Source organism: Mycobacterium sp. 3519A (assembly GCF_900240945.1).
GTDB lineage: Bacteria > Actinomycetota > Actinomycetes > Mycobacteriales > Mycobacteriaceae > Mycobacterium.
Map to the genome: position 1 here is coordinate 291897 of NZ_OESG01000012.1, position 22880 is coordinate 314776.

Annotated in this window: 27 protein-coding genes; 14 read left to right on the forward strand and 13 right to left on the reverse strand. The window is 68.2% G+C overall.

Going from position 1 to position 22880, the window contains the following annotated elements; translation table 11 throughout:
- Positions 1-10: 10 nt before the first annotated feature.
- A complete protein-coding gene (locus tag C1A30_RS03620; RefSeq protein WP_101946897.1) occupies positions 11-721 on the forward strand; it encodes a 2OG-Fe dioxygenase family protein in 711 nt (236 codons plus the stop codon).
- On the opposite strand, the gene C1A30_RS03625 is transcribed toward C1A30_RS03620, so the two are convergent.
- Entirely contained in the window at positions 699-1799 is a 1101-nt protein-coding gene (locus tag C1A30_RS03625) for a glutamate--cysteine ligase (RefSeq protein ID WP_101946898.1), read from the reverse strand. The genes C1A30_RS03620 and C1A30_RS03625 overlap by 23 nt on opposite strands.
- Complete coding sequence (locus C1A30_RS03630; RefSeq protein WP_101946899.1) at positions 1796-2290, reverse strand: macro domain-containing protein; 495 nt, start codon at positions 2288-2290, stop codon at positions 1796-1798. The genes C1A30_RS03625 and C1A30_RS03630 overlap by 4 nt, the downstream gene beginning before the upstream one ends.
- Positions 2291-2308: 18 nt before the next feature.
- On the opposite strand from C1A30_RS03630, the gene C1A30_RS03635 reads away from it, so the two are divergent.
- Complete coding sequence (locus C1A30_RS03635; protein WP_101946900.1) at positions 2309-2533, forward strand: hypothetical protein; 225 nt, start codon at positions 2309-2311, stop codon at positions 2531-2533.
- Here C1A30_RS03635 and C1A30_RS03640 read toward each other — a convergent pair whose 3' ends face one another.
- On the reverse strand, positions 2534-2908 hold the full coding sequence (locus tag C1A30_RS03640) for an amino acid-binding protein (protein WP_101946901.1): 375 nt from the start codon (positions 2906-2908) through the stop codon (positions 2534-2536).
- Positions 2909-3035: 127 nt separating this feature from the next.
- On the opposite strand from C1A30_RS03640, the gene C1A30_RS03645 reads away from it, so the two are divergent.
- The 8 genes from C1A30_RS03645 (at position 3036) to C1A30_RS03680 (ending at position 11153) form a co-directional block, all read left to right on the forward strand.
- On the forward strand, positions 3036-4238 hold the full coding sequence (locus tag C1A30_RS03645) for an enhanced intracellular survival protein Eis (protein WP_200828148.1): 1203 nt from the start codon (positions 3036-3038) through the stop codon (positions 4236-4238).
- An 87-nt stretch (positions 4239-4325) separates the two neighbouring features.
- Entirely contained in the window at positions 4326-5105 is a 780-nt protein-coding gene (locus tag C1A30_RS03650) for an alpha/beta fold hydrolase (protein WP_101946903.1), read from the forward strand.
- A complete protein-coding gene (mdcA, locus tag C1A30_RS03655; protein WP_101946904.1) occupies positions 5102-6745 on the forward strand; it encodes a malonate decarboxylase subunit alpha in 1644 nt (547 codons plus the stop codon). The genes C1A30_RS03650 and mdcA overlap by 4 nt, the downstream gene beginning before the upstream one ends.
- Positions 6746-6747: 2 nt before the next feature.
- A complete protein-coding gene (locus C1A30_RS03660) occupies positions 6748-7578 on the forward strand; it encodes a triphosphoribosyl-dephospho-CoA synthase (protein ID WP_101946905.1) in 831 nt (276 codons plus the stop codon).
- A gap of 5 nt (positions 7579-7583) precedes the next feature.
- Positions 7584-7886, forward strand: coding sequence for a malonate decarboxylase acyl carrier protein (gene mdcC / locus C1A30_RS03665; protein WP_101946906.1), 303 nt, complete (start codon positions 7584-7586; stop codon positions 7884-7886).
- Positions 7883-9580 (forward strand): biotin-independent malonate decarboxylase subunit beta, encoded by a 1698-nt coding sequence (gene mdcD / locus C1A30_RS03670; protein ID WP_200828149.1) that lies wholly within the window; start codon positions 7883-7885, stop codon positions 9578-9580. The genes mdcC and mdcD overlap by 4 nt, the downstream gene beginning before the upstream one ends.
- On the forward strand, positions 9577-10185 hold the full coding sequence (locus tag C1A30_RS03675) for a malonate decarboxylase holo-ACP synthase (RefSeq protein ID WP_101947609.1): 609 nt from the start codon (positions 9577-9579) through the stop codon (positions 10183-10185). Before mdcD ends, C1A30_RS03675 begins: the two co-directional genes overlap by 4 nt.
- A complete protein-coding gene (locus C1A30_RS03680; RefSeq protein WP_255413186.1) occupies positions 10182-11153 on the forward strand; it encodes an acyltransferase domain-containing protein in 972 nt (323 codons plus the stop codon). The genes C1A30_RS03675 and C1A30_RS03680 overlap by 4 nt, the downstream gene beginning before the upstream one ends.
- Here C1A30_RS03680 and C1A30_RS03685 read toward each other — a convergent pair.
- Genes C1A30_RS03685 through C1A30_RS03695 form a run of 3 tightly spaced genes read right to left on the reverse strand, consistent with a single transcriptional unit; the run spans position 11088 to position 14303 of the window.
- Entirely contained in the window at positions 11088-12002 is a 915-nt protein-coding gene (locus C1A30_RS03685) for an alpha/beta fold hydrolase (RefSeq protein ID WP_101946907.1), read from the reverse strand. The two genes, C1A30_RS03680 and C1A30_RS03685, sit on opposite strands and share 66 nt — an antisense overlap.
- Positions 12003-12017: 15 nt before the next feature.
- The gene (locus C1A30_RS03690) at positions 12018-12866 is read right to left on the reverse strand and encodes a hypothetical protein (RefSeq protein WP_101946908.1); all 849 of its coding nucleotides are present in this window, start codon (positions 12864-12866) and stop codon (positions 12018-12020) included.
- 9 nt (positions 12867-12875) lie between these two features.
- Entirely contained in the window at positions 12876-14303 is a 1428-nt protein-coding gene (locus C1A30_RS03695; RefSeq protein ID WP_101946909.1) for an amidase, read from the reverse strand.
- Between the two features lie 52 nt (positions 14304-14355).
- Here C1A30_RS03695 and C1A30_RS03700 point away from each other — a divergent pair, with 52 nt between their 5' ends.
- Positions 14356-14556 (forward strand): DUF1905 domain-containing protein, encoded by a 201-nt coding sequence (locus C1A30_RS03700; protein ID WP_101946910.1) that lies wholly within the window; start codon positions 14356-14358, stop codon positions 14554-14556.
- Positions 14557-14565: 9 nt separating this feature from the next.
- Here the strand turns inward: C1A30_RS03700 and C1A30_RS03705 are convergent, their stop codons facing one another.
- Together C1A30_RS03705 and C1A30_RS03710 are read right to left on the reverse strand one after the other, a co-directional pair.
- Positions 14566-14808, reverse strand: coding sequence for a hypothetical protein (locus tag C1A30_RS03705; RefSeq protein ID WP_369974091.1), 243 nt, complete (start codon positions 14806-14808; stop codon positions 14566-14568).
- A gap of 56 nt (positions 14809-14864) precedes the next feature.
- Complete coding sequence (locus C1A30_RS03710) at positions 14865-15233, reverse strand: hypothetical protein (protein WP_101946911.1); 369 nt, start codon at positions 15231-15233, stop codon at positions 14865-14867.
- A 59-nt stretch (positions 15234-15292) separates the two neighbouring features.
- On the opposite strand from C1A30_RS03710, the gene C1A30_RS03715 reads away from it, so the two are divergent.
- Entirely contained in the window at positions 15293-16924 is a 1632-nt protein-coding gene (locus C1A30_RS03715; protein ID WP_101947612.1) for a fatty acid--CoA ligase, read from the forward strand.
- Here the strand turns inward: C1A30_RS03715 and C1A30_RS03720 are convergent.
- Positions 16882-17778 carry an oxygenase MpaB family protein gene (locus C1A30_RS03720; RefSeq protein ID WP_101946912.1) on the reverse strand — a complete coding sequence of 299 codons (897 nt, stop codon included), beginning with the start codon at positions 17776-17778 and terminating at the stop codon, positions 16882-16884. The two genes, C1A30_RS03715 and C1A30_RS03720, sit on opposite strands and share 43 nt — an antisense overlap.
- Before the next feature lie 103 nt (positions 17779-17881).
- Here C1A30_RS03720 and C1A30_RS03725 point away from each other — a divergent pair, with 103 nt between their 5' ends.
- Complete coding sequence (locus C1A30_RS03725; protein ID WP_235009636.1) at positions 17882-18397, forward strand: hypothetical protein; 516 nt, start codon at positions 17882-17884, stop codon at positions 18395-18397.
- Here C1A30_RS03725 and C1A30_RS03730 read toward each other — a convergent pair.
- Positions 18394-18990 carry a hypothetical protein gene (locus tag C1A30_RS03730; protein WP_142392537.1) on the reverse strand — a complete coding sequence of 199 codons (597 nt, stop codon included), beginning with the start codon at positions 18988-18990 and terminating at the stop codon, positions 18394-18396. The two genes, C1A30_RS03725 and C1A30_RS03730, sit on opposite strands and share 4 nt — an antisense overlap.
- A gap of 146 nt (positions 18991-19136) precedes the next feature.
- Here C1A30_RS03730 and C1A30_RS03735 point away from each other — a divergent pair, with 146 nt between their 5' ends.
- The gene (locus C1A30_RS03735) at positions 19137-19430 is read left to right on the forward strand and encodes a DUF1330 domain-containing protein (protein WP_101946914.1); all 294 of its coding nucleotides are present in this window, start codon (positions 19137-19139) and stop codon (positions 19428-19430) included.
- Here the strand turns inward: C1A30_RS03735 and yaaA are convergent.
- The 3 genes from yaaA to C1A30_RS03755 form a co-directional block, all read right to left on the reverse strand.
- Positions 19417-20163 (reverse strand): peroxide stress protein YaaA, encoded by a 747-nt coding sequence (gene yaaA / locus C1A30_RS03740; RefSeq protein WP_101946915.1) that lies wholly within the window; start codon positions 20161-20163, stop codon positions 19417-19419. The genes C1A30_RS03735 and yaaA overlap by 14 nt on opposite strands.
- Before the next feature lie 1114 nt (positions 20164-21277).
- Positions 21278-22414 (reverse strand): alkaline phosphatase family protein, encoded by a 1137-nt coding sequence (locus C1A30_RS03750; protein WP_101946916.1) that lies wholly within the window; start codon positions 22412-22414, stop codon positions 21278-21280.
- Between the two features lie 24 nt (positions 22415-22438).
- The gene (locus C1A30_RS03755) at positions 22439-22831 is read right to left on the reverse strand and encodes an SRPBCC family protein (protein WP_101946917.1); all 393 of its coding nucleotides are present in this window, start codon (positions 22829-22831) and stop codon (positions 22439-22441) included.
- Positions 22832-22880: the final 49 nt, after the last annotated feature.

Below are 22880 nucleotides of genomic sequence, written 5' to 3' on the forward strand. Positions count from 1 at the left end.
CACTGGCGTCATGCCGCCAAACCACATCGCACAGCAGCTCGCAGACGTCGGTGCCGCTCTGCTGGCGCCTGCCGACCTCCGCGGCCTCCTGGGGTTCGACGACTGCGAGTGGGCGTCGTTCGCTGCGCACTGGGAGCACCTCGCGGCTGACCCCTACGCCGCGGAACTGGGTACCCGGCGGCTACGTCGATACGGCCACTTCGCGTTCCGCCCGGCCGAGCGCACATTCGACCCTGTGGCGTGCCGTGCGTTCATTCAGCCCGAGAACTCCAATCCGCTCTACATCGACACCGACCGCCACTTCGAATCCTTGACTGATGGGTTCGCGAAAGATCAACTGTTGCAACGGATCCTGGCGCTACTCGGCGATGTGGCCACGCCACTCGACGACGCGTCGACATGGGACGCCAAGGTGACGCCGTTTCGGGTGTTGGCGTCGACGGGCGACGCCGGTCAACCGACGCCGGAGGGGATGCACCGAGACGGCGTCACGCTGGTCACCTCGCTGCTGATCGGCAGGGACAACGCCGTCGGCGGGCGAAGCATCGTCACCGACATGGCCGGTGAGCCCATCCTCGCGACCACGCTGGCCGACCCCGGCACGCTGCTTCTCGGCGACGACCGGCGCACGCTGCACGGCGTCTCACCGATTCGGCCGCGCGACCCTTCGCGGCCCGCCCGACGCGACGTTCTGGTCATCACGTTCGCGCCGTCAGCGTGACCACGTCGTCGACCACGCCGACGAACGTGCCCGATTCCGCCAGCGACGCGCGCTGCCGATCGGCCCCCGTGCCCCGCCCGGCGAGCCTGCCGACGAACTCCCGCACCACCTCATCGTCACCGGCGCAACGCAAAGCGTCGCCGACATGATCGAGCAGTCGTTCCATCTGCACCGGCACCGGCAGGACCTGTCCGCTCAACGCATCGATGCCACAACCGGTCCAGCCATCCCTGGCCGCGCGCCAATACGCGGCACGCAACAACTCGCTGTCCGTCCTCGGGCCCGGATCGCCCGCGAGCACGCTGGCGGAGGCGGTCGCCACCAGCGCCCTCGTCAACACCGCGAGCGCAACGGTGTCGTCGATGTCGGCGGTGACGTCCATCGACCGGAGTTCCAACGTCGGCACGTGCGGGTTCGGCCGGATGTCCCAGAACGGCGTCGCGGCGTCGAGCATGGCACCGGAGGCGGCCATCGCCGCTGCAAGTTCCTCGTGGTGGCGCAGTGATTCGGCGTACGGCGGCGGGCCGAGGCAGGGGAAGCGGCTGCGAATGACCGCGCGCCAGTCGACGTATCCCGTGTCGACGCCGCGGTGAAACGGCGAATTGGCGCTCACCGCCAGCAGAAGCGGCAGCCACTGGCGCAGGTGATTGCCGATCAATACGGCGTGCTGACGGTCCGCCACGTGGACGTGGACGTGCAGTGAGCAGACCATGAAGTCATCGAGCATGGTTCGGTACTGGGCGATCCCGGCGCGGTACCGCGGATGGTCGCCGACGGCCGGAAAGCCACGGTGATCGAGCACCGGCGTCCCGGAAGCGCACAGCCGCAAGCCTTCTGACGCGGCCGCATGTACCGCGGCGGCCCGTGCGGCGGCGAGTTCGGCGCGCAGTTGCTTGGCGTCCTCGCACGCCCGCGTCTTGATCTCGACCTGATATCGGGTGAACTCGCCGGAAATCTGATCGCCGAGTTCGGCCGCGGCCCTGGCGACCACCGCGGCCGCGGCCGGTCGGGGCGCGCGGTCTTCGCAGTCGACAAGGAAGAACTCCTCCTCGACACCGATCGTCGCGACGTCGGTCACTGTGCCACGGCGTCGCGGAACGCGCGTTCGGCTTCGTCGCCGTGCACCGCGAACACCACCCGCTCGAGCGAACGCGGCCGGTGTGCGCGGGCGACGTCGACCATCAACCTGGCCGCCTCGTCGAGGCCGAAGCCGCCAACACCGGTCCCGAACGCGACCAGTGCCAGCGACCGGCAACCCAGCTCGTCAGCCTTGACCAGCGTCGCCCGCGTCGCGTCGGCGATGATCTGCGCCGAGGTCGGCCCGCCGAGTTCCATCGTCGCGGCGTGGATGACGTAGCGCGCGGGCATATCTCCTGCCGTGGTCTCGACCGCCTCGCCCAAGCCGATCGGCGCCTTGGCCGTCGACTCCCGCTGCACCGCAGGACCGCCAGCGCGCGCGATCGCGGCCGCCACCCCGCCGCCGTGCCTGAGCTGTGTGTTGGCGGCGTTGGCGATCGCGTCGACCTCGAGTCGCGTCACATCGGCCTGCCGAACCGCTAACTCGAGCATCGCTGTATCGTCTCACCGATGAGTTCCACCGACGAGCGGCATGCGATTGCCGAATTGGCCGAATTGGGCGGCTGGCACCGTCGGGATGTCGACCGCACCGACTACTACGCCAAGGGCATCGTCCGGGTGCAGGTGATCTGGCAGGGCGACCAGGCGATCAGCGGCAGTTCCCTCTACCACGACGACATCATGACCGCCTACACCCGCGACCTGAGCACCGTACAGAGCTGGCTCAAGCGCTGATCAGCTGAGCGCGGCCTTGGCCTCGGCCAGGTTGTCGGCCGCGAGCACAAGCCGGGTATTGGTCGCCAGGTAGACCGTGGTCAGGTTGACCTTCGCCGCTCCGAGTCGGTGCGCCACCTCGCCGAGCGCTCCCGGCCGGTCCTCCACATCGAGCACGATCACCTCCTGCTCGGCGGCGATCTTGATGCCTGCGCCCTGCAGCGCCTCGAACGCCGACGTGGCGTCCTGCACCAGGATGTGCACCTCGGCCTGCCCGCCACCGGTGGTCAGCGCGCACAGGCCCGCGATGTTGGTGCCCGCCTTGCCGAGCACGTCGCCGACCCTGGCCAGCTCGCCGGGTTGGTCGTCGAGATAGAGCGTCAGATCGGTCGCCATGACGATCGCTCCTTCCGTGCACGGCCCGCTCTTCCACGGTATCGGCTGAGCACCTAATTCGGATGCGCTCAGACATCGCTTTGTGGCACCGTCGAACCCTGTGCTCGCCTCCGAGACCGTGACCTCCGTGCCTGCTAAGACATCTCTGACCATCCGATCGGCCACCGACGCCGACTGGCCGGCGATCGCGTTACTGGACGCCACCTCCTTCGGCAGATTCGGCCATCCCGAATCACTCGCCGCGTGGCGGTCGCTGATGGCAGCCGACGGCACGGTCCTTGCCTGCGACGGACCCGAGGTCGTCGGCATGGCGCACTATCTCGATCTTCGGCTGACGGTGCCCGGCGGCGCGGTGCTGCCGATGGCGGGCGTCACGATCGTCGGGGTGGCGCCGACACACCGCCGCCGCGGCATCCTGCGCACCATGTACACCGAACTGCACAACCGCATCGCCGATGCGCGGTATCCGATCGCGGGCCTGACCGCCAGCGAGGGCGGCATCTACGGACGCTTCGGGTACGGGCCTGCGACCATCGAGCAGGAACTCACCGTCGACCGGCGCTTCGCGCGGTTCCGTGACGACGCGCCCGACCCTGGCGGCGTCCGCCTCGTCAAACCCGCCGACCACCGCGCCGAATTCCAGGACATCTACGAACGCTGGCGGCGGCGCACACCCGGCGGCCTGGTCCGGCCGAACGCGTTGTGGGACGAACTGCTGGCAGACCGCGAGTCGGTGCGGCGAGGCGGCACCGAGTGGTACGCGATGCTGCATCCCGACGGGTACGCCCTGTACCGGGTCTTCGGCGACGACCCGATGTTCGTCCGCGTCGGCGAGCTCATACCGGCGACCACCGACGCGGGCATCGCGTTGGCCAGAGCGTTGCTGGGCCTCGACCTGATGGAGACGGTCGCCTTCGGCACACATCCCGCCGACCCGCTGCCGTACCTGCTGACCGACCACCGGACGGCCAGGTTGACGCACTACGAGGACGACCTCTGGTTGCGGATCATGGACATCCCGACGACGTTGGAAGCGCGGACATATCACGCGGATCTTTCTGCCGTCGTCGAGCTCTCCGACGGATTCCGAAGCGACGGTGGACGTTTCGCACTCGAGGTGCGCGAGGGCAGGGCCAGCTGTGTGCAGACCGCGGCGGAGCCCGACGTCCGCATGGGCCTCGACGTCCTGGGCAGCCTCTACCTGGGCGCGCACAAGGCGTCTTCGTTTGCCAGTGCGAACCGGCTGCACGCACGTGAACCCAGCCTCATCACACAACTGGATGCCGCATTTGTCAGCACTGTTCCAGCCGCCCTGGGTTACGGTTTCTAGGGACCACTCCAACCGAATTGACGCGGTCCACGATTGCATACATGATCTGCCGGTCGAGGGATCGGACTTTGTCGAATCGGAGCGCGTATGGACCGTCGGACGTTCGCCGCAGCGGTGACACTTGGTGGCGCCGCAGCGCTGATCGGCGCGCAACGCGTGTCGGCGGCACCTCCGCCCAATCCGCCGCCGCAGGCGCGCAACGTGGTACTGGTGCACGGCGCGTACGCCGACGGATCATGCTGGGCCGACGTGATCCCGTATCTGCAGGCGCGCGGACTGAACGTCGCCTCCGTGCAGAATCCGTTGCAGACGCTTGAGGAAGACTGTGAATTCGCCCGCCGCACACTGGCATTGATGGACGGCCCGACTGTCCTTGTCGCGCACTCGTATTCGGGCATGATCGCCACCGAAGTGGGTGTCGATCCGAAGGTTACGGCGTTGGTGTACATCGCCGCACGGGCCCCCGACGCGGGCGAGGACTACACCGCGCTGGCCGCCCAGTACCCGACACCGCCCGCCAGCGCGGGTCTGGTGAAGGGCCCCGACGGATACGCGCAACTGTCCGAAGCGGCCTTCCTCAACGACTTCGCCCAGGACGTACCGGCGGCCAAGGCCAAGGTGCTCTACGCGGTGCAGGGCCGCATCTCGAACGAGTTGTTCACCGGCCGCACCACCAACGCGGCCTGGCGCGACAAGCCGACGTTCTACGCGGTGTCGAAGAACGACCGCACCATCAACCCGGATCTCGAACGGTTCATGGCACAGCGGATGGGCGCCAAGACAATCGAACTCGACGCCAGCCATCTGTCGATCGTGTCGAAGGCCCGCGAGGTGGCCAATCTGATCATCGAGGCCACCGGAGGGTGACCGCGCCGACGTGGGACCGCCGCCGAGCCGACAAACAAGTCAGGCTCGCAGCGGTCGACCGCTACGTCGACGGCAAGGTGATCGATCAGGCGCGGTTGCGCGAGGTGTTGGAAGGGCTGCTGCGGCCCGGCGACCGGGTCGCGCTCGAGGGCGACAACCAGAAGCAGGCCGACTTCTTGTCCCGCACACTGGCGCAGTGCGATCCTGGCAAGGTCAACGGCCTGCACATGCTGATCTCGTCGGTGTCGCGCGCCGAACACCTCGACCTGTTCGAGCAGAAGATCGCCGCGACACTGGATCTCGCGTATGCGGGCCCGCAGAGTGTGCGCATCGCCCAGATGGTGGAAGACGGCCAGGTGCACATCGGCGCCATCCACACCTACGTGGAGTTGTACGCGCGGATGTTCACCGACCTGACGCCCCACGTCGCGTTGTTGTGCGCGACGAAGGCGGACCGCGACGGCAACCTGTACACCGGGCCGAACACCGAGGACACGCCGACGATCGCCGAGGCCACCGCGTTTCGTGACGGGATCGTCGTGGTGCAGGCCGACGAGATCGTCGAGGCCGGTGCGTTGCCGCGCGTCGACATCCCGGCCGACTGGGTGGATCTCGTCGTCGAGGCCGACCGGCCGTTCGCGTTGGAGCCGCTGTTCACCCGCGATCCCCGGCTGATCGGGCCGGTGGAGATCCTGAAGGCGATGATCGCGATCCGCGGCGTCTACGAGCGACACGAGGTGATGTCGCTCAACCACGGGATCGGATTCGACACGGCGGCAATCGAATTGCTGCTCCCGACTTTTGGGGCGCAACTGGGTCTGAAGGGCCGGATCGCCAAGCACTGGACGCTGAATCCGCATCCGACGCTGATACCGGCGATCGAGTCGGGATGGGTGGAGTCGGTTCACTGCTTCGGCGGTGAGGCCGGTATGGAGCGGTACACCGCGGCCAGGCCGGACATCTTCTTCACCGGCCGGGACGGGTCGCTGCGGTCCAACCGGGTGCTGTGCCAACTCGCGGGACAGTACGCGGTCGACATGTTCATCGGGTCTTCGCTGCAGATCGACCGTGACGCCAACTCGTCGACCGTCACCGACGGCAGGCTCCCTGGCTTCGGCGGCGCGCCGAACATGGGGCACGACCCGCACGGCCGCCGACACTCGTCACCGGCCTGGCTGAGCCTCGCACATGGGGAGTCCTATGCCCTTCGCGGGCGCAAGCTGGTGGTGCAGATCGCCCAGACGTTCCAGAAGGGCGGCATCCCAACGTTTGTCGAAACGCTCGACGCCGTCGAGGTCGGCAAGCACGCCGGGATGCCCATCCCGCCGGTGATGATCTACGGCGACGACGTCAGCCACGTCGTCACCGAAGAAGGTGTGGCGTACCTGTACAAGGCGCCGTCGCTCGCCGACCGGAGGGCGGCGTTGGCCGCGATCGCGGGCGTGACACCCGTCGGACTAGGCGCCGATGCCGCCCGCACCGAACAGTTGCGCCGCGACGGGCTGGTCGCCTTCCCGGAAGACCTCGGAATCGGTGCGCGGCAAGCGGATCGGTCGCTGCTCGCGGCCCGCAGCATCGAGGACCTGGTCGCATGGTCCGGCGGACTCTATGATCCGCCCGCACAGTTCCGGGATTGGTGAGCATGACCACGATTGTCAATCTGTCGAGCGAACAGATCGCCGATACCGCTGTCGACGCCCTGATCGCGGAGGCGGTGCTGACCCCGAAGCCGGGATTGGTGGACGCATCGGGACGGCACAGCCACCCCGACATGAGCCTGGCGATGTTGACCGACTCCGCGCTGTCACTGCGGGAGCCGTTGCGGCAGTGCGCCGATGCGGCACGCACGATGCCATTGGGACCCGATCTGCGGATGCGGATCGGCGTCATCGGTCGCGACGGTGAGCGGCGGATGCTCGACGCGACCGGGGGAGTCAACACGCACCGTGGCGCGTTGTGGGCTCTCGGGCTGTTGTCGGCGGGTGTCGCGGGCAGCGAAAACCTCGCCGACGCAGTCGCTTTCGCCGCGCGGCTGGCGCGGTTGGCGGATCCCGCGAGAGGTCGACGGGCTTCGCACGGCGAACGCGCGAGGGTGCGCTACGGGGCCCGCGGCGCGGAAGGCGAGGCGCAGGACGGCTTTCCGCACGTCGTCGGGCACGGCCTGCCGACGCTGCGGGCATCCCGGATGCGCGGCGAGTCCGCCGACGCCGCAGCGCTCAACGCGCTGCTGGCCATCATGTCAGTGCTCGACGACACCTGTGTGCTGCACCGCGGCGGCGCCCGCGGACTGGCGTTCGCGCAACGGTCAGCCGCCGATGTGCTGCGCAGCGGAGGCTGCGGCAGGCCGGCGGGCCGGCGTCGACTGGAGGTGTTCTGCAGGCAGGCGGCCAGGCTCGGTCTTTCGACGGGCGGCAGCGCCGACCTGCTCGCCGCCACGTTGTTCCTCGACGCGGTGCTGCCGCAAGGAAGCTGATCGCCATGCAGACCCTGTCATACCGGTTCCCCGCCAACAGAACCCTGCGCCAGCGCACGCACATCGGCGTGGTGGCCTCCGGCGACCTCGAGGTGTTGCTCGACCACGCCGCCGACGCCTCCGACGCCAATGTTGCCGAGGTCCGGGTCCGTACCAGTGTCAACGGCTTCGACACGGTTTGGCGCGCCACGCTCGAGCGGTTCTTCACCCACACACCGCTGGCCGGGCGTTGGGAACTCAACGATTTCGGCGCCACACCGGCCGTCGTCACCCTGCGACTGCGGCAGGCCGCGGAGGCGGCGACGTGACGACCGACTGGCAGCAGATCCTCGAGCGGCACAGCTTCCTGGAGGGCGACGCTCTCGAACGCGCGACTGCGCTATTGGATCCGGGCAGCGCCCGGGTGTTGTGCGGCCCGTTCGACCGTCTCGAATCACCGTGGCTGGAACCGCAGGGCATCGTGCCGCAGGCCGACGACGGCGTGGTCGTCGCGTTGGGGACTCTCGGCGGGCAGCCTGCGGTGATCGCCTCCATCGAGCAGCGCTTCCAGGGTGGCGGCACGGGCGAGGTGTCGGGCGCGAAGATCAGCCAGGCTCTGCGACTGGCGGCCGACGACAGTCGGGCGGGCACCCCGACGGCGGCCGTGCTGCTGTTCGAGACCGGCGGGGTGCGGCTGCAAGAGGCCAACCTCGGCTTGAACGCGGTCGCCGAAATCTGTTCGGCGGTCTTGGATCTGCGGCCGCTGGCGCCGGTGGTCGGATTGATCTCCGGTGAGGTCGGTTCGTTCGGAGGGATGAGCATCGCCGCCGGGTTGTGCACCCGCCTGGTGATCACCCCGCAGGGCAGGATCGGGCTCAACGGCCCCGCCGTCATCGAGCAGGAGGCGGGGATCGACGAATTCGATTCGGGCGACCGCGCCCTGATATGGAGCATCGACGGCGGCGAACAACGCGCGGCGACCGGGTTGGCCGACACGCTGGTCGCCGACGACAGCGACCTGATCCGCGCCGCCGTGCTGGACGCCGTCGCGGCCGGCCCGCTTCCGGCAGGCAGCCACCGCAGCGAGCGTCTCGACGCCCTCGGGTCGCGGTTGGCCGGTATCGATCCCCGCAATCCGCCTGCGCCGCAGGATCTTCGGCAGTTGTGGGGATCAGCCTTCGAGGTCACTGAGTCGTTGCAGCCCGCAGCACCCCGCACGGCGACCGGGTCCACCAGTCGCGGCCGTCGCTGGCTGGCCGCGTTGGCCGGCACCGAACCCGTCGCCGTCATCCCGTCGGTCGTCAGGGCCGACACCGCAACCGCCACCTACCTGGCGGTGGTCCCCGATCCGCAGAACCCGTTCCACCGCGCGCGCAACGGTGAAGTCGGGCTGACCGAATCCTGGGCACTGGCAACGGCAGTCCAAAGCGTCATCGCCGCGGACACCGAGCGCGCCATCGTCGCCGTCGTCGACCTGCCCAGCCAGGCGTACGGCCGCATCGAGGAGATGGCGGGCCTGCACCACGCCATCGCCACGGCCGTCGACGCCTATCACCGCGCCCGCAACGCCGGTCACCCGATCGTCGCGATCGTGGTCGGACACGCGCTGTCGGGCGGCTTCCTCGCCCACGGTCTGCAGGCGCAGCAGATCCTCGCGCTCGACGATCCGGGCGTCGAAATCCACGCGATGCACAAGTCCGCCGCCGCCAGGATCACCTTGCGCACCGTCGACGAACTCGACGAGTTGGCGAAAACCATTGTGCCGCTGAGCTACAACGTCAGCGACTGGGCCCAGCTCGGGCTGTGCGACGGCCTGCTGACGGTGTCCGACGCCGACGATCCGACCACGGCCGACATCGAGGCGGTGCGCCGGGCCGTCGACGCCGCGATCGACGCCGCCCGCAGCGGCCCGCGTGACCTGTCGAACCGTCTGGATTCGCCGGGTGCGCTGACCAACCGCAAGGCGTCGAGAGCGATCCGCGACGCGATGTCCGCGCAATGGCACCGGAGCCCACGGCCATGACGGCTCCGCGGCCCCACGACCTACTGCGCATCACCTCGGCGGCGCAGTTGAGTCGGACGGGTCCGCACTGGGTGAAGTCCGCACTACACGCCGCGCCGTGGGTGGTGGTGCGCCGGGCCCGATGCGCTGCGGGGTATTTGCCGGTGGGGGTCCGCGGGCATGGCCGCGCACGCCGCCACGCAACATTCATCGAATCCTCCTGCATCGCAGAGGTGCTTCGCCCTACTGACCTCGTCGGCCGCATCGACGAACTGCCCGACGTCGCCGTCAAACACGCCCTCGCGGAGGTCACCGCGCTGCTCGCGCCGACCGGAATGCGCTGGGGACCTGGCGGCAGCGTCGGATTCACCTTGGCGACAAGGATTTGCGCGGTGACACGCAGCAGCGACCTCGACGTGGTCTTGACCGTGGACGAGGTGCCGCCCCTCGCGATGCTCGCCGAAATGAGGGAATCGTTTCGCAGGCTGCCCGCGCGGGTGGACTGCCAACTGGATCTACCGATCGGCGGAGTCGCACTCGACGATTTGCTCGGCCCCGCCGGGGTGGTGCTGGTGCGCACTGCCGACGGACCGGTACTGCAAAACCTTTGCCGGGAGGCATCGTGATCGCGTTCCTGTACCCGGGCCAGGGCGCCCAGCAGGCGGGCATGTTGGCCGCGCTGCCGGACAGCCCAGCGGCCCGAAGCACGCTCGACGAAGCGACAGCGCTCGTCGGGTCGATCCGCGACCTGGACACCGCCGAGGCGTTGGCGTCCACCACGAACGCGCAACTGGCGCTGTTGATCTGCGGGGTGGCGACAGCACGAACGCTGACCGACGACCACGGCGTGCGCCCCGATGTGGTGGCCGGGCACTCGGCCGGGGCGTTCGCCGCCGCGGTCGGGGCCGGGGTGCTCACGTTCGCCGAAGCGGTTGCCGCCGTGCGTGTTCGGGGCGACGCCATGGCGCAGGCCTGCGAAGCCGGGCAGTGGGGGATGGCCGCCCTCACCGGCTTGCGGTTGCGGGCGGTCCGCGACCTGGTCGACTCGCAAACCGACCCGTTGTGGATCGCCAACATCAACGCCGTCGACCAAGTGGTGCTCGGCGGCACCGTCGCCGCGTTGGACAGCGCCAGGCAGGCCGCCCAGCGCGCAGGCGCCCGCCGGTTCGAGATGCTCGACGTCGCCGTCGCGTCACACGGCCCGATTCAATCCGACACCGCACACGCGGTGACACAACAACTTTCGACAACCCCACGCAGAGAGCTGTGCGCGGCGTACATGACGAACGTCGGCGCGCGCAGGATTCGGCACGATGCGGCCGCCGTGCTCGACGACCTCGCCGCGGCCGTGATGCATCCGGTGCGCTGGTTCGACATCGTCCGCATGCTGCCGGAACTCGGTGTCGTCGCGACCGTCGAGATGCCGCCGGGCGACGTGTTGAGTCGCCTTGTCACCGCGACGACGTCGGCATTGCACGTCTTCAGCGTGACCGAGAGCGGCGTCGGCCCGATCAGCGCGCGGTTGCGGTCACCGCTGTTCGGTGTGGTCCCACAACCCCAGCATGGTGTCGAGGATCTCCTCGGCCCGACCTAAGCCGGCCAGGTGGCTTTCGCCGGGCAGGTGAGTCAACTGCGCATCGGGCAGCCGCGACACCACATGCTGGCCGTGCTCGAACGGAACGATGTGGTCGCGGTCGCCGTGCCACCAACGAATCGGCACCTTCACCTCGTCGAGCCGGAAGCCCCAGTCCCTGGCGAACACCACGACGTCGGCGAACGGCGCCGCGAGTTGTTTGCGACTGCCGTTGAGCAGGTCGTCGAGGAACATCGCCTTGAACTCGGGCCGGACCAACAGCTGACGGTCGGCCTCGGGCGAGACGCTGGCGTACGCGTACAGCGCAGGTTCGGCAACCGGCCGGATCAACCGGATCAACGTGCTGGCGGCCAACCGAAGCGGCGCCCCCGCGATCCGGACCACCGGTGCGGCCGCCGAAATCAACGTCGAGATGCCGCCGCTGACCGCATCCGTCCCCCGCACCGGGGCCACCCCGCCGAGCACACCGGCGGCCACCACGCGCTCGGGCATCGCGGCGGCGCAGGCCAGCGTGTACGGCCCGCCGCCGGACAGGCCGATGACCTCGAACTTGTCGATGCCCAGCGTGTCGGCGATGGTCCGAAGGTCCTCGGCGAACGCGAAGACCGTGTCGTACTGGAACGGGGTCGACGAGCCGATGCCCGGTCGGTCGACGCCGATCAGCCGGATCCGCCGCTGTTCGGCGTAGACGCGGGCCTCCATCGGGATCTGCCTGCGGGCGCCCGGCGTGCCGTGCAGCCAGAACACCGCGCGGCCCTGAGGGTCGCCGAACTCGGCGAACCCGATCTGGCGATCATCACCGACGGCGATGGTGCCTTCCAGCTTCGGGCGGGCGATTGCGACAGCCATGGCATGAGTGTCTCATCACGCCGATCGGAACAGATACGAGCCCACTGTCGTGACCCGACCGCCCAACCCCTCGTCGTACAACACCGTACGGACGGCGACGGTGCCGTCGGCGCCGGTCATCGGCTCGGTTTCGACGCGAAACGGGCCTGCCTTGCCACGCGCCATGAACATCACGTGCGACGAGACGCCCTGAATCCGGTCGGTGCCCGCGAGGGCGGCCGCGGCCTCGATCGCGGCGGTTTCGAGAATGACGAACTGCGGGCCGATGTGCAGGGCGGCGTCGGGGGAGGCGACCTCGACGGCCAGTTCAGGCAGCGCCCAGCGGCCATCGGGCCTGCGCTGCCCGCCGAACACCTGCCACAGCGGCGGCAGATCCGGTGAGTCGACGACCTCCAGCGGGTTGGCCTCCATTCGCTGCAAACCCTCGGGCGGGACGCCGATACTGATGCCCTGACCCTGGGTCAACGCGAGCACCCGATCGGGGTGGTCGGCGTCGACGATCTTCGATCGGCTGTAGCCCATCTGTCGACCGCGTTTGAGTTCCTCGGACACCATCTCGATGCGTCTGACGTCGCGGCCGGGGTCGAGGATCTGGCAGGAATGGATGACGGGATTGGGCACGGCCTCGAGATCGGACATGTGCCCGCCTTCGGGCGAGGCGATGCCCAACACGGCCAGCAGCAGACCACCCGCACCGTTGCGCATGTCGCGCCGGACGGTGACGGTGTTGTCCTCCGGGCCGAGATCCATCTGCGCGTAGCTGCGGCCGATGTAGCGGTAGCTCAGCAGCCCGCCCCAGCGCCTGCGCAGTTCCTCCGCGTAGGCCTCGGGGGAATCGGTCAGCTCACGGATGTCGCGCACCATGCCGCGACATTACATACTGGGCCGCCGTTGTAACCATGGCATCGCGTTCTCGAGTTGCGCGGCGAGTTGCAGCAGGATGGTCTCGTCGGGCGCCATCAGCTGAACCCCGATCGGCAGGCCGTCGGCGGTGACGCCCAACGGCAGCGAGATCGCCGCCCAGCCAGTGACATTGGCCAGCGACGTCCAACCGGTAGTGGCGAACTCGACGTCGAAGAACGCCCGCGTCGTGCCGCGCGGTCGATCCAAAAGCTGGTACGGCGGTGGCGGCGTCAGCAGCGTGGGCACCAGCAACACGTCGTATCCGGTCATTCCCGTCACGAACCGGCGCGTCTGCGCGTGCACCGCACCGATCGCCTCCGCGTACGCCAGGCCGGTCGTCGTGAATCCTTCGCGCACCATCACCCAGGTGCTCGGCTCGAATTCGTCCTCGTGCGGTTCCCGCCCGAGGTGCGCCGTCGCCAATGCGTGCAATTGCGCGTTGCTGACGTTGTGCAGGACGGCGATCGCGTCGGCGACGGCGTCCGCGTCGATGGTGGGCGCACCCGAATCCACGACATGACCGAGACCCTCGAGGGCGGCGCCCGCCTGCTCGACGGCGGCGACGACCTGCGGGTCGGTGGCGGGTCCCGGAAACGGTGACGAGGTCGCCAGCAGGATCCGCGTCGCCGGTGGCTGCTGCGTAATCGCTTGCAGGAAGGGCACATTTGGAGGCGGAGCGGTGTACGGGTCGCCCGGCGCGGAGCCGGCGACGGCGTCGAGGAGTGCGGCACTGTCGCGTACGGTCCTGGTCAACGCGTGCTCGTTGACCAGACCCTCCAGGCCGTGGCCCGCGCCCGGCGCGAACGAGGTGCGGGCGCGGCGGGGTTTGAGGCCGACCAGGCCGCAACACGATGCGGGCACGCGGATCGATCCGGTGCCGTCGCCGCCCGACGCCGCGGGCACCACGCCCGCCGCCACCGCCGCGGCCGAACCGCCGCTGGATCCGCCCGGCGTGATCGACGGCGACCACGGGTTCACCGTCGGGCCGAACAGTGAGGGCTCGGTCGTGCAGTGGTTGCCCCATTCCGGGGTGTTGGTCTTGCCGAACACCACGAGACCCGCAGCCAGGTAGCGATCGACGATCCAGGCGGATTCGGCGGCGACGTGCGTGCGCAGGGCGCGGGACCCCATCGCTTCCGGCGCGCCTGCGAGTGAGGCGCCAAGGTCCTTGAGCAGAAACGGAACTCCCGCGAGCGGACCCGTGGCGGTCAACGTCGCGGCTTGCTGACGACCGCGATCGAAAAGGTCCGCGATGACGGCGTTCAGGGAGCGGGTGGCCTCGACGCGGAGGATGGCCGCCTCGAGCAGTTCCGTGGCCGTCAATTCGCCAGAGGCGACCAATTCGGCCTGGCCGACGGCATCGACGTCGGCGAGCGCGAAAGCATCTGTGGTGTCCATTGGCACGGATCATTCAGCGCACCGCATCGCGCGGCAACTCGAACGCGGTGCGATGTCTGTTCGGGCGAAATTCTTCGGCACCCGCGGCTTGGTCAAGGTCCGCGGCACTGTCGACGGTCAGCCGTTCGTCAGCTCGTTCATGGCGCTTGGCGACGGCAGGCCCAAGCTGCCTGTGAAGAGTGATTTGCGCCGGTGGATAGGAAAAGAGGCAGGGGACGAGGTGACGGTGCCCCTGGAGGAGCGCATCCGCTGATCTGTCGTGTCAGAGAATGGGGCGGCGGGGTGATCTACCCATCTCGTAGCCGGTGGGGAAGGACATCTCGATGACCCGGAGCTGGTCGTTGGCTTTGGATTCCAGCTCCAGCACGACGCAGCCGCCGCCGAGGACTTTGGATTCCAAAACGATGTAGTGCGCGCCGCCACCGTTGACGTCGGTGACGTGTTCCCCCGAGCGCAGCGCCTCTACGGGCACAAGCTCGGGGGCTTGCAAATGGTGTGGTTCCACCTTGGCCACCGTAGGCGAATCGGCGACGCCGGTGGGCGGGTTTCGACCGACCCGGCTCAGCCGCCGACGGCGATCGAGTAGCCGACACCGCCAAGCGCCACCGCCACCCCGCACAACAGCAGTGTTGCGAACGCAAACGGCCAGCCGGGTTTGCGCCGATACAGCTGGACCACGGTGATCACCAACCCGGCCACGCCGATGCCGAATGCGGCCAGCAATGCTGTGCCGACGGCGGTGACGGCACCGTCGATGCTGCAGGTTTCCGGCGGGCAGTGGTCCAGAAAGGCGAGCAGGAACAACCCCATGACCGCCGCGACCGCCCCGAACGCCACCGTGAGAACGAGGACGACGATCGAAATGGACAAGTCGGCGGCGGAGATCGGCGGCTTCGGCGCCGGTGGCGGCGGATAACCGGGATACGCCATGTCACGGATGCTAATGGGTACTGCCTGCCATGATGGGGCAGGCGACCATGGGGGTGGACATGCAGAGCACGATGCAGGATTTCCCGCTGACCGTGACGGGCATTCTCCGGCACGGCACGAGCTGGCACTCGAACCGGCGCGTCACCACCGCCACCGGTGACGGGTACCGCGACGCCAGCTACGGCGAGTTCGGAACGCGGGTGGCGCAACTCGCACACGGGCTGCGGCAACTCGGCGTCGCCGACGGGGATCGCGTCGCGACATTCATGTGGAACAACCAGGAACACCTCGAAACCTACTTCGCCGCACCGTGCATGGGCGCGGTACTGCACACACTGAACATCCGGCTGGCCGGTGAGCAGATCGCCTTCATCGCCAACCAGGCAGAAGACCGCGTCGTGGTGGTGAACATGTCGCTGGCGCCGCTACTTGCCGATGTGCTGCCGCAGCTGACCTCGGTGCAGACCGTGATCGCGGTCGGCGACGGCGACCTGGCGCCGCTGACCGTGTCCGGTAAGGACGTGATTCGCTACGACGATCTGCTCGACGGCCAGCCACTGGAGTTCGGCTGGCCCGATCTCGACGAAAGATGCGCCGCCGCAATGTGTTACACGAGCGGCACCACCGGAAATCCGAAGGGCGTGGTGTACAGCCACCGCTCCAGTTACCTGCATTCGATGTCGGTGTGCACCGCCAACGGCCTCGGCCTGCGCGACGGCGACCGCGTCCTTCCGGTCGTGCCGATGTTCCACGCGAACGCATGGGGTCAGCCGTATGCGGCGGTGATGGCCGGGTCCGACCTGCTGCTGCCGGACCGCTTTCTGCAGGCCGCACCGCTGGTCGACATGATCGAACAGCGCCGCCCCACCGTAGCCGCCGCGGTGCCGACCATCTGGAACGATGTGCTGCAATATCTGCACGCCAATCCCGGCCGCGATATCTCGTCGCTGCGGATCGTGGCCTGCGGCGGTTCGGCTGTCCCCGTCGGGTTGATGAAGGAATACGAGCAGTCCTACGGCGTGCACATCCGGCAGGCCTGGGGCATGACGGAGACCTCGCCGCTGGCAGCGATCGCGACACCGCCGCCGGAGGCCACCGAGGCGGACCACTGGACCCTGCGCGCCACCGCGGGCCGGGTGATCAGCGGAGTCGACGTCCGACTCGTCGACGACGCCGGATGCGTGCTGCCCAACGACGGTAAGGCCGTGGGCGAGATCGAGATTCGCGGACCGTGGATCACCGGTTCGTACTATCAGAATGCCGATCCCGCGAAGTTCGACGACGGCTGGCTTCGTACCGGGGACGTCGGCCGTATCGATCCGCAGGGTTTTATCACGCTGACCGATCGCGCCAAGGACGTCATCAAGTCGGGCGGCGAATGGATTTCGTCGGTCGAATTGGAATTGCTGCTGGCCGACCATCCCGCGGTGCTGGAGGCGGCGGTGGTGGCGGTGCCCGACGACCGGTGGCAGGAACGACCGTTGGCGGCGGTGGTGGGCAAACAGGATGCTGCGGTCACCGCGCCTGAATTGCGAAAGCATCTCTGCGACAGGGTGGCTCGCTTCTGGCTGCCGGAGCGCTGGACGTTCATCGACGAAGTGCCGAAGACCGGCGTCGGCAAGTTCGACAAGAAGGTGATCAGGGCCCGCTATGCCGACGGCGGCTTCGACGTTGTCGAGTGTCGGGACTGAACGGCAGTCATCGCCCATCGGATACCGCCGACCACCAGACGCCCGGCCGTCCGGATGACGGTGGCCTCGATCGGCGGGAAGTACGGCAGCAGCAATGGCATCCTGGCCCAACTCGGCAGCATCGACACCGACGTGGCGGCCAGCAGACCGTAAGGCGCCCGCGCAGCGACCGGTAGCGGGGGAGTCAGCAGCAGGAAACGGGCGGCGTCACGCGCCGCCGGCGTACCCGTGAGTTCTGGGCGGTACGCCTCGATCCGGTCGTGTAAGTCAGATTCCGTCAGTGGCGGGTCGGGTACGCCGAGCGCCTTTGCCACACAGGCGGTGTCGGCAACGTATCCGTCGCGGCCGTCCTGGTCGAGTGGTTGCGCACCGTAGAGCCGGTGGGCGAGCAGGAAGCTGTCGACCTCGGCGATGTGGACCCATTCGAGCAGATGCGGATCCGACGCCCGGTACGGCCTGCCGTCCGGGGCGATGCCGTGCACGCGTTGGTGGATGCCGCGCACCCGGTCGACGGCGCGTTGCGCATCGTCTGCGGGCCCGAAGGTGGTCACCGCGAGGAAGGTGCTGGTGCGCTGCAGCCGGCCCCACGGGTCGCCGCGGTAGTCGGAGTGCTCGGCAACGCCCGCCATCGCCAGGGGGTGCAGCGACTGCAGCAGCAGAGCGCGAAGGCCGCCGACGAACATCGACGCGTCGGCGTGCACTCTGCGGATCGGGCGGTCCTCGGCGAACCAGCGCGGGCCCGGTGTCTCGTGAATGCGCGCGCGGTTAGCGGGACCGTCGGGTCCCGCCACCATGCCGAACAGGCTGCGCCCCAATGACTGGCGCATCACGCCGAGATCGGGCAACACCGTCATGGCATCGACGGTACGCGAACGGATCTGTCGGTTTGGCCGTCCAACAGGGCGTCAATTATTAGTGTCGAGGCACGCAGGCACCGACGAACGGCAGGTGGCAACGATGCGGCAACGCGTTCTGAACACCGTGGCAGCGATGGTCATGGCGATGCCTGCGATATTTGCGGTAGGTAGCCCACCGGCGAATGCCGACGGGCCCACCGGGGGCGCGACGGGCGGCGGCGGAACCTTCCTGGCGTTCGCGCAGATCTTCCGGCGGTGCGACTTCAGCGGCAACACCCACATCGGGCCGACCGGGTATGCCGGACCGACCGCAACCGTGCGGCGCGCGGGCGGCGAGGTGGTGGCCGACGTGCAGGTGGTCAGGGCGATCCCGGGCACCGTCTACGTGGTGGGCCTGGTGCAGATGCCGCATTCTTCCGCCGTCGGCTGCAATCCCGGCGATCCCGGCGTGATCTCCGGTGTACTCACCGCCGACGGCTTGGGCAACGGCAGCGTGACCATCAGGGGACCGATCGCGTCCGGCACCACGGGTGCGTGGATGTATCTCAGTCGGCCGGGCTATCTGTCCCAGACCCCGGAGGAGTTCTACACCTCCGACTTCGTGGCGAAGCTCTAAGGCCACCGGTAGTCGAGCATCGGTTCCTCCTTGACCAGCGCGCCACCCGCGGTGACGCGGAGTTCGGTTTCAGACACCGAGTAGGTCACGCTGGCGTGCCGCGCGACGAACCTGTGCGGTTCGGTGTTGCGGGCCGTGGTGGCGAGCACCGCCTCGTCGCTGAGCCGAACCCCGCGGTACCCGTATCGACCACTTTCGTCGCCACAGATCACGACCAGCGATCCGGACGTCCTGCCGATCGCGACGGCGGTCTGGGCGCCGTCGCACCGAGCGGGGGAGTTGAGGAAGCCTTTCGCGTCAGTCGCGAAAGGGATGGGCGGCGCCGGGGTCGGGGTCGGTGGCGGCGGCGGAATGACCACCGCCGGCGGGGCCGGCGGCTTGGCGAGCGAACGGGGAACGGATTCGTGGGTTGCCCACTTGACCACCGTGCCCACCGAAACGATCAGTGCCGCAAGCAGTGCCGCCGACCCGCCCAGTGCCAGTCGCCTGCGCAACACCAGTTGTCGGGGCGAAGGCGGCTTTCGGTGCCGGCCGCGGGTTACCGAAGATCGCGTCAGATACCCCGAGCTGGTGGCCAAGGTCGCTCCCGTCATGCAACATCGTGCATTGTGTGTGCGGACATTCTGCACCACGGCGCCGCTATGGAAAATACGCCGCCGGCGATGCGAATCTTGTTGAAGCACTGGGCAATTTGCTAGCTACCCGTTGACGCTCGCGACAGTAATATTAGGGTGGCCGGGTGACCGTCTTCGCCATCGCACAACTGAAGTTCACCGACCGCGACGCCTACAACCGCTACCAGGCGGCGTTCATGGATGTGTTCTCCCGGTACTCGGGCACGCTGTTGGCCGCAGACGAGGCGCCGCAGGTGATCGAAGGCGAGTGGGACGGCGACAAGGTGGTGATGATGAGCTTTCCCGACGAACAAGCTTTTCGGGATTGGGCGGAATCACCTGACTACCAACGTATTTCAGAAGACCGACGGGCGGGCGCCGAGACAGCGGTGCTGTTGGTGCAGGCTATCCGGGGATGACCACGGTGAGCTCGTTGCCCTGACGTTCTACCTGCATGCCTGCCCGCCGCGCCACGCTTGCCACCTGCGTCGCATCGCCCGGTTCCGAGCGAGTGGTGGCCAGCACCCTGGCCAGCCGACCCTTGTGCGCTTTGTTGAAGTGGCTCACCACGGTGCGTTTACCGTCGGAACGCTCGGCCACCACGTCCACCTTGACGGCGTCTGGCAACCGTCCCAGCGCGGCGTAGGAACCCGAACGCAGATCGACGACCAATTCCTGCGACGCGATCTCCTTCAGCACGGGTTCCAGCAGCGGCCGCCATCGCGACGCCAGCGTCGGCTGGCCGGGCAGCTTCGAGGTCGCGGAGAGCCGGTAGGCGGGCACCGGATCATCGGCCCGCAGCATGCCAAACAGTGCGGAGCCGACCGCGAGTCGGCCGCGGGCGCGCGCAGCGGATGCGCCGCGCAGCGAGCCGATGTCCAGGGCGTCGTAGAGCACCCCGGTGTAGCGGTCGATCGCGGGCAACGTCGCCGCAGTGCGCAGGGCAGCGTTGCGCTCGATCTCGGCATGCTGGGACGCGGAGATGCCGAGCGCCTTGCGGCACGCGTCGTGGTCGCCCGCAAGCGCGACGAGTTCGTCGATCAGCGACGCACGCAACGGCTCGAGTTCCGGGTAGCTGAGCGCAGCCAACCTCAAGGGCGGACCCTCACCCCCGGCGCGCTTGGTTTCCGACGGCGGCAGCAGCACGATCACGATCGAGACGCTAGCCGAGCGGTGGATCAGGCAGGCGGAGGGACGTCCCCGGGCGGTGGCGGCGGTGCGAACGGATCGAGCCATCTCCGGCGGCGGCGCGGCCTCACCAGCCATCATCACCACCGGCGCCTCGGGCGCGGGCGGCGGCGCCAGCTCCGGCGGCGGCGGCGCGAACGGCATCATCGGATCCGGCGCGGGCGTCGCCTCGGGTGCAGGCCCCTGGTCGACCGCGATCGGCAAGAACATGTGGTGGGTGAACTGCCTCTGGTAGGCGCCGCCACCACCGACTCGCACGCCGCCGCCCTCACCGGAAGAGACCGGGGTGCCGTCGGGCAGCGTCGCGGCGGTGTGACCACCGTTCCAACCCACATTCAGGGCGCCTGGCTGCGTCCCGTACTTGAAGCCACGGGCGAGGAGCGCCCGTTCGATGTTGCCGGTGTTGAACCGATCGCCGTAGATCGGCCGGCCAGTTGCTGCGTTAGCGACCCACGAAACCAGGCCCGAGCAGTCCGTGCCACGGGGCGTGTCGCCGCCTGAGACGTACGGCGTGCCCGCAACCGAGTTCACGAGCGTCAAAAGCGTTACGGTAGCAAACATGCGGCCGGACGCTACTAGAGGGTTTTGTAACGGGCCAAAATCTGTGACGCCCTTCACAACTCGTCGCTCCGACGGCTCAGTTCACGAAATGTCATGAGCTGCCAAACAATTCAATACGGCACTGCTGCTTCAGATTTCGCAGATACCCGCTGGTAGTCACGGGTAATTTCATGCGCAATCACGGACGCGCGATGGCGATTGGATATGAAAGCGTTGCGAGTTCGTAGCTCATACAGCCCTTTTGACGCACACGTAAGGTCGCGGACGAGTGGCCGGTATCACAGTTTACGGCGGCGAAATGTGTCCTGCGCCACACCGGATCGGTGGCGAAAATCCGCGCTGAGGTGGGTTTTTCGGTACCGCGGGTACCGGTCTGCGCCTTCGTGATTCCTGAGCGGTAACCGGAAAGTGACTGAAAATTCAGGCGGTACTCAAATGTGGCACTTAATGTTGCTTTACAGCAGGGCGATTCATGATTGATGCGCTCGAATACGCTGTGTTGCAATGCTTTCCGTTGTCACCCATACGCAAGGAAGAGAGGGATCTGCTGCTCGGCGGACGTCAGCGACCCGTGCTGACCGACGAGGGCCGACAACAGAGGTTCAACCGTGCGTCGCATCAAACCCGTTGCGCCACGGGCCGCGGCGACAACATCCCCGATGCGGAACCGGGCATCGTCGCTGACCCTTTCCCCGAACCAGCCGGCCGCGATCGCTTCGTCCCGGGACGCCACCCACGCGTGTTGCGACAAAGATTCCCGCCACGTGGTGAGCACCGAGTCGAGGGCGCCGTCGGCGACATAGACGTGCCTGGCGCGCGGCTCGCCGCCGAGGGCCTCGACCCCGTCCAGCAATGACTCGGAGGCGTCAATGTCGATCGACTGCGCCGCGTCAACCGCGACCATGCCGTGATCGGCCACCACGGCCAGCAAGCTCCCCGGCGGCAGGCCATCGACGATCGACTCCACCAACCGGTCCACCTGCCGCAATTGCATCCGCCACGCAGGCGAACCGGGCCCGTAGATGTGGCCCACCATGTCGAGATCGGCGTGATAGCCGTAGCAGAACCCGCCGTCGGCAAGCGCCGATTGCACACAGGCTGCCAGGTCGCCCATCGCGTGCACACCGACGTAGCGCGCCCCGCGCAACACCGCGCGCGTCAACCCCGAGTCGCTGAACTGCGCACTGGAGACAACGCTGACCGCCATCCCGGTCGCCGCCGCCCGCTCGAAAGTGGTGGGCGAAGGTTGCACCTGTTCCGGCACCACGGTGTCGCGCAAGTCGCCGCCCCATGGGTGCGGCCGCCACCCGAGCGCGTTGACCACCTCGGCGCCAGGAAGCCGGAACGACAGGCCGACCATGCCGTGTTCACCCGAGCGGCAACCGGTGCCGATGGCGGCCAGACCGGCCACCGTCGTCGACGGGAAGCCAACCTGCAATGTGCCGCTGCGCAGTGCGGCCAACACCGGAGCGTCGTCGGGGTGGGCGTCGACAAGCTCGGCGCCCAGTCCGTCCACCAGCAGCACGCACGCGCTGGCGATGTCGTCGCGCAGCGGAATCGGCCCGTCGAAGCCGGCGGCACCCATCGCCGACAGCACGGACGGCACCACGTCGGCGAGGTGCGCAAGGCCGTGATCCGGCGTCGGCAGGTCCACAGCCCGAGCCTGCCACACAGGCGGCTACTGGCCTTCGAGCGTCTTGCGGATGGCGGCGATGCCCGCAGTCATCATCGTGTCCACATTCGGGGCCAACTCGTCGGGCAGCAGGTCGGTGGTCCAGACGAAACGAGTGCCGTCGACGTCCTCGAAGACCTGCGCCGCACCGTTGTAGTGGTGAAACTGCTGGCCGACGATCGCCCACGCGACCCGGCGGGCGGACTCGTCAACCGCGACGATCTCCTCCCGCGCGACCACGCCGTTGGCGAAGGTGACGACGCGGGTGTTGCCTTCCATCACAGTGTGGGTGACGAATCCGGTGGCAAGCCGGGTGTGCAAGGCACCGACATCGCGCAGCGCCTCCCACACTCGGTCCGGCGGGGCGGCGATAGCTACTTCTTTATGGATGGTGGCCATGACGACATCCTGCAGCGGCCCACCGACACCTTTACTCGACCTTGACCGG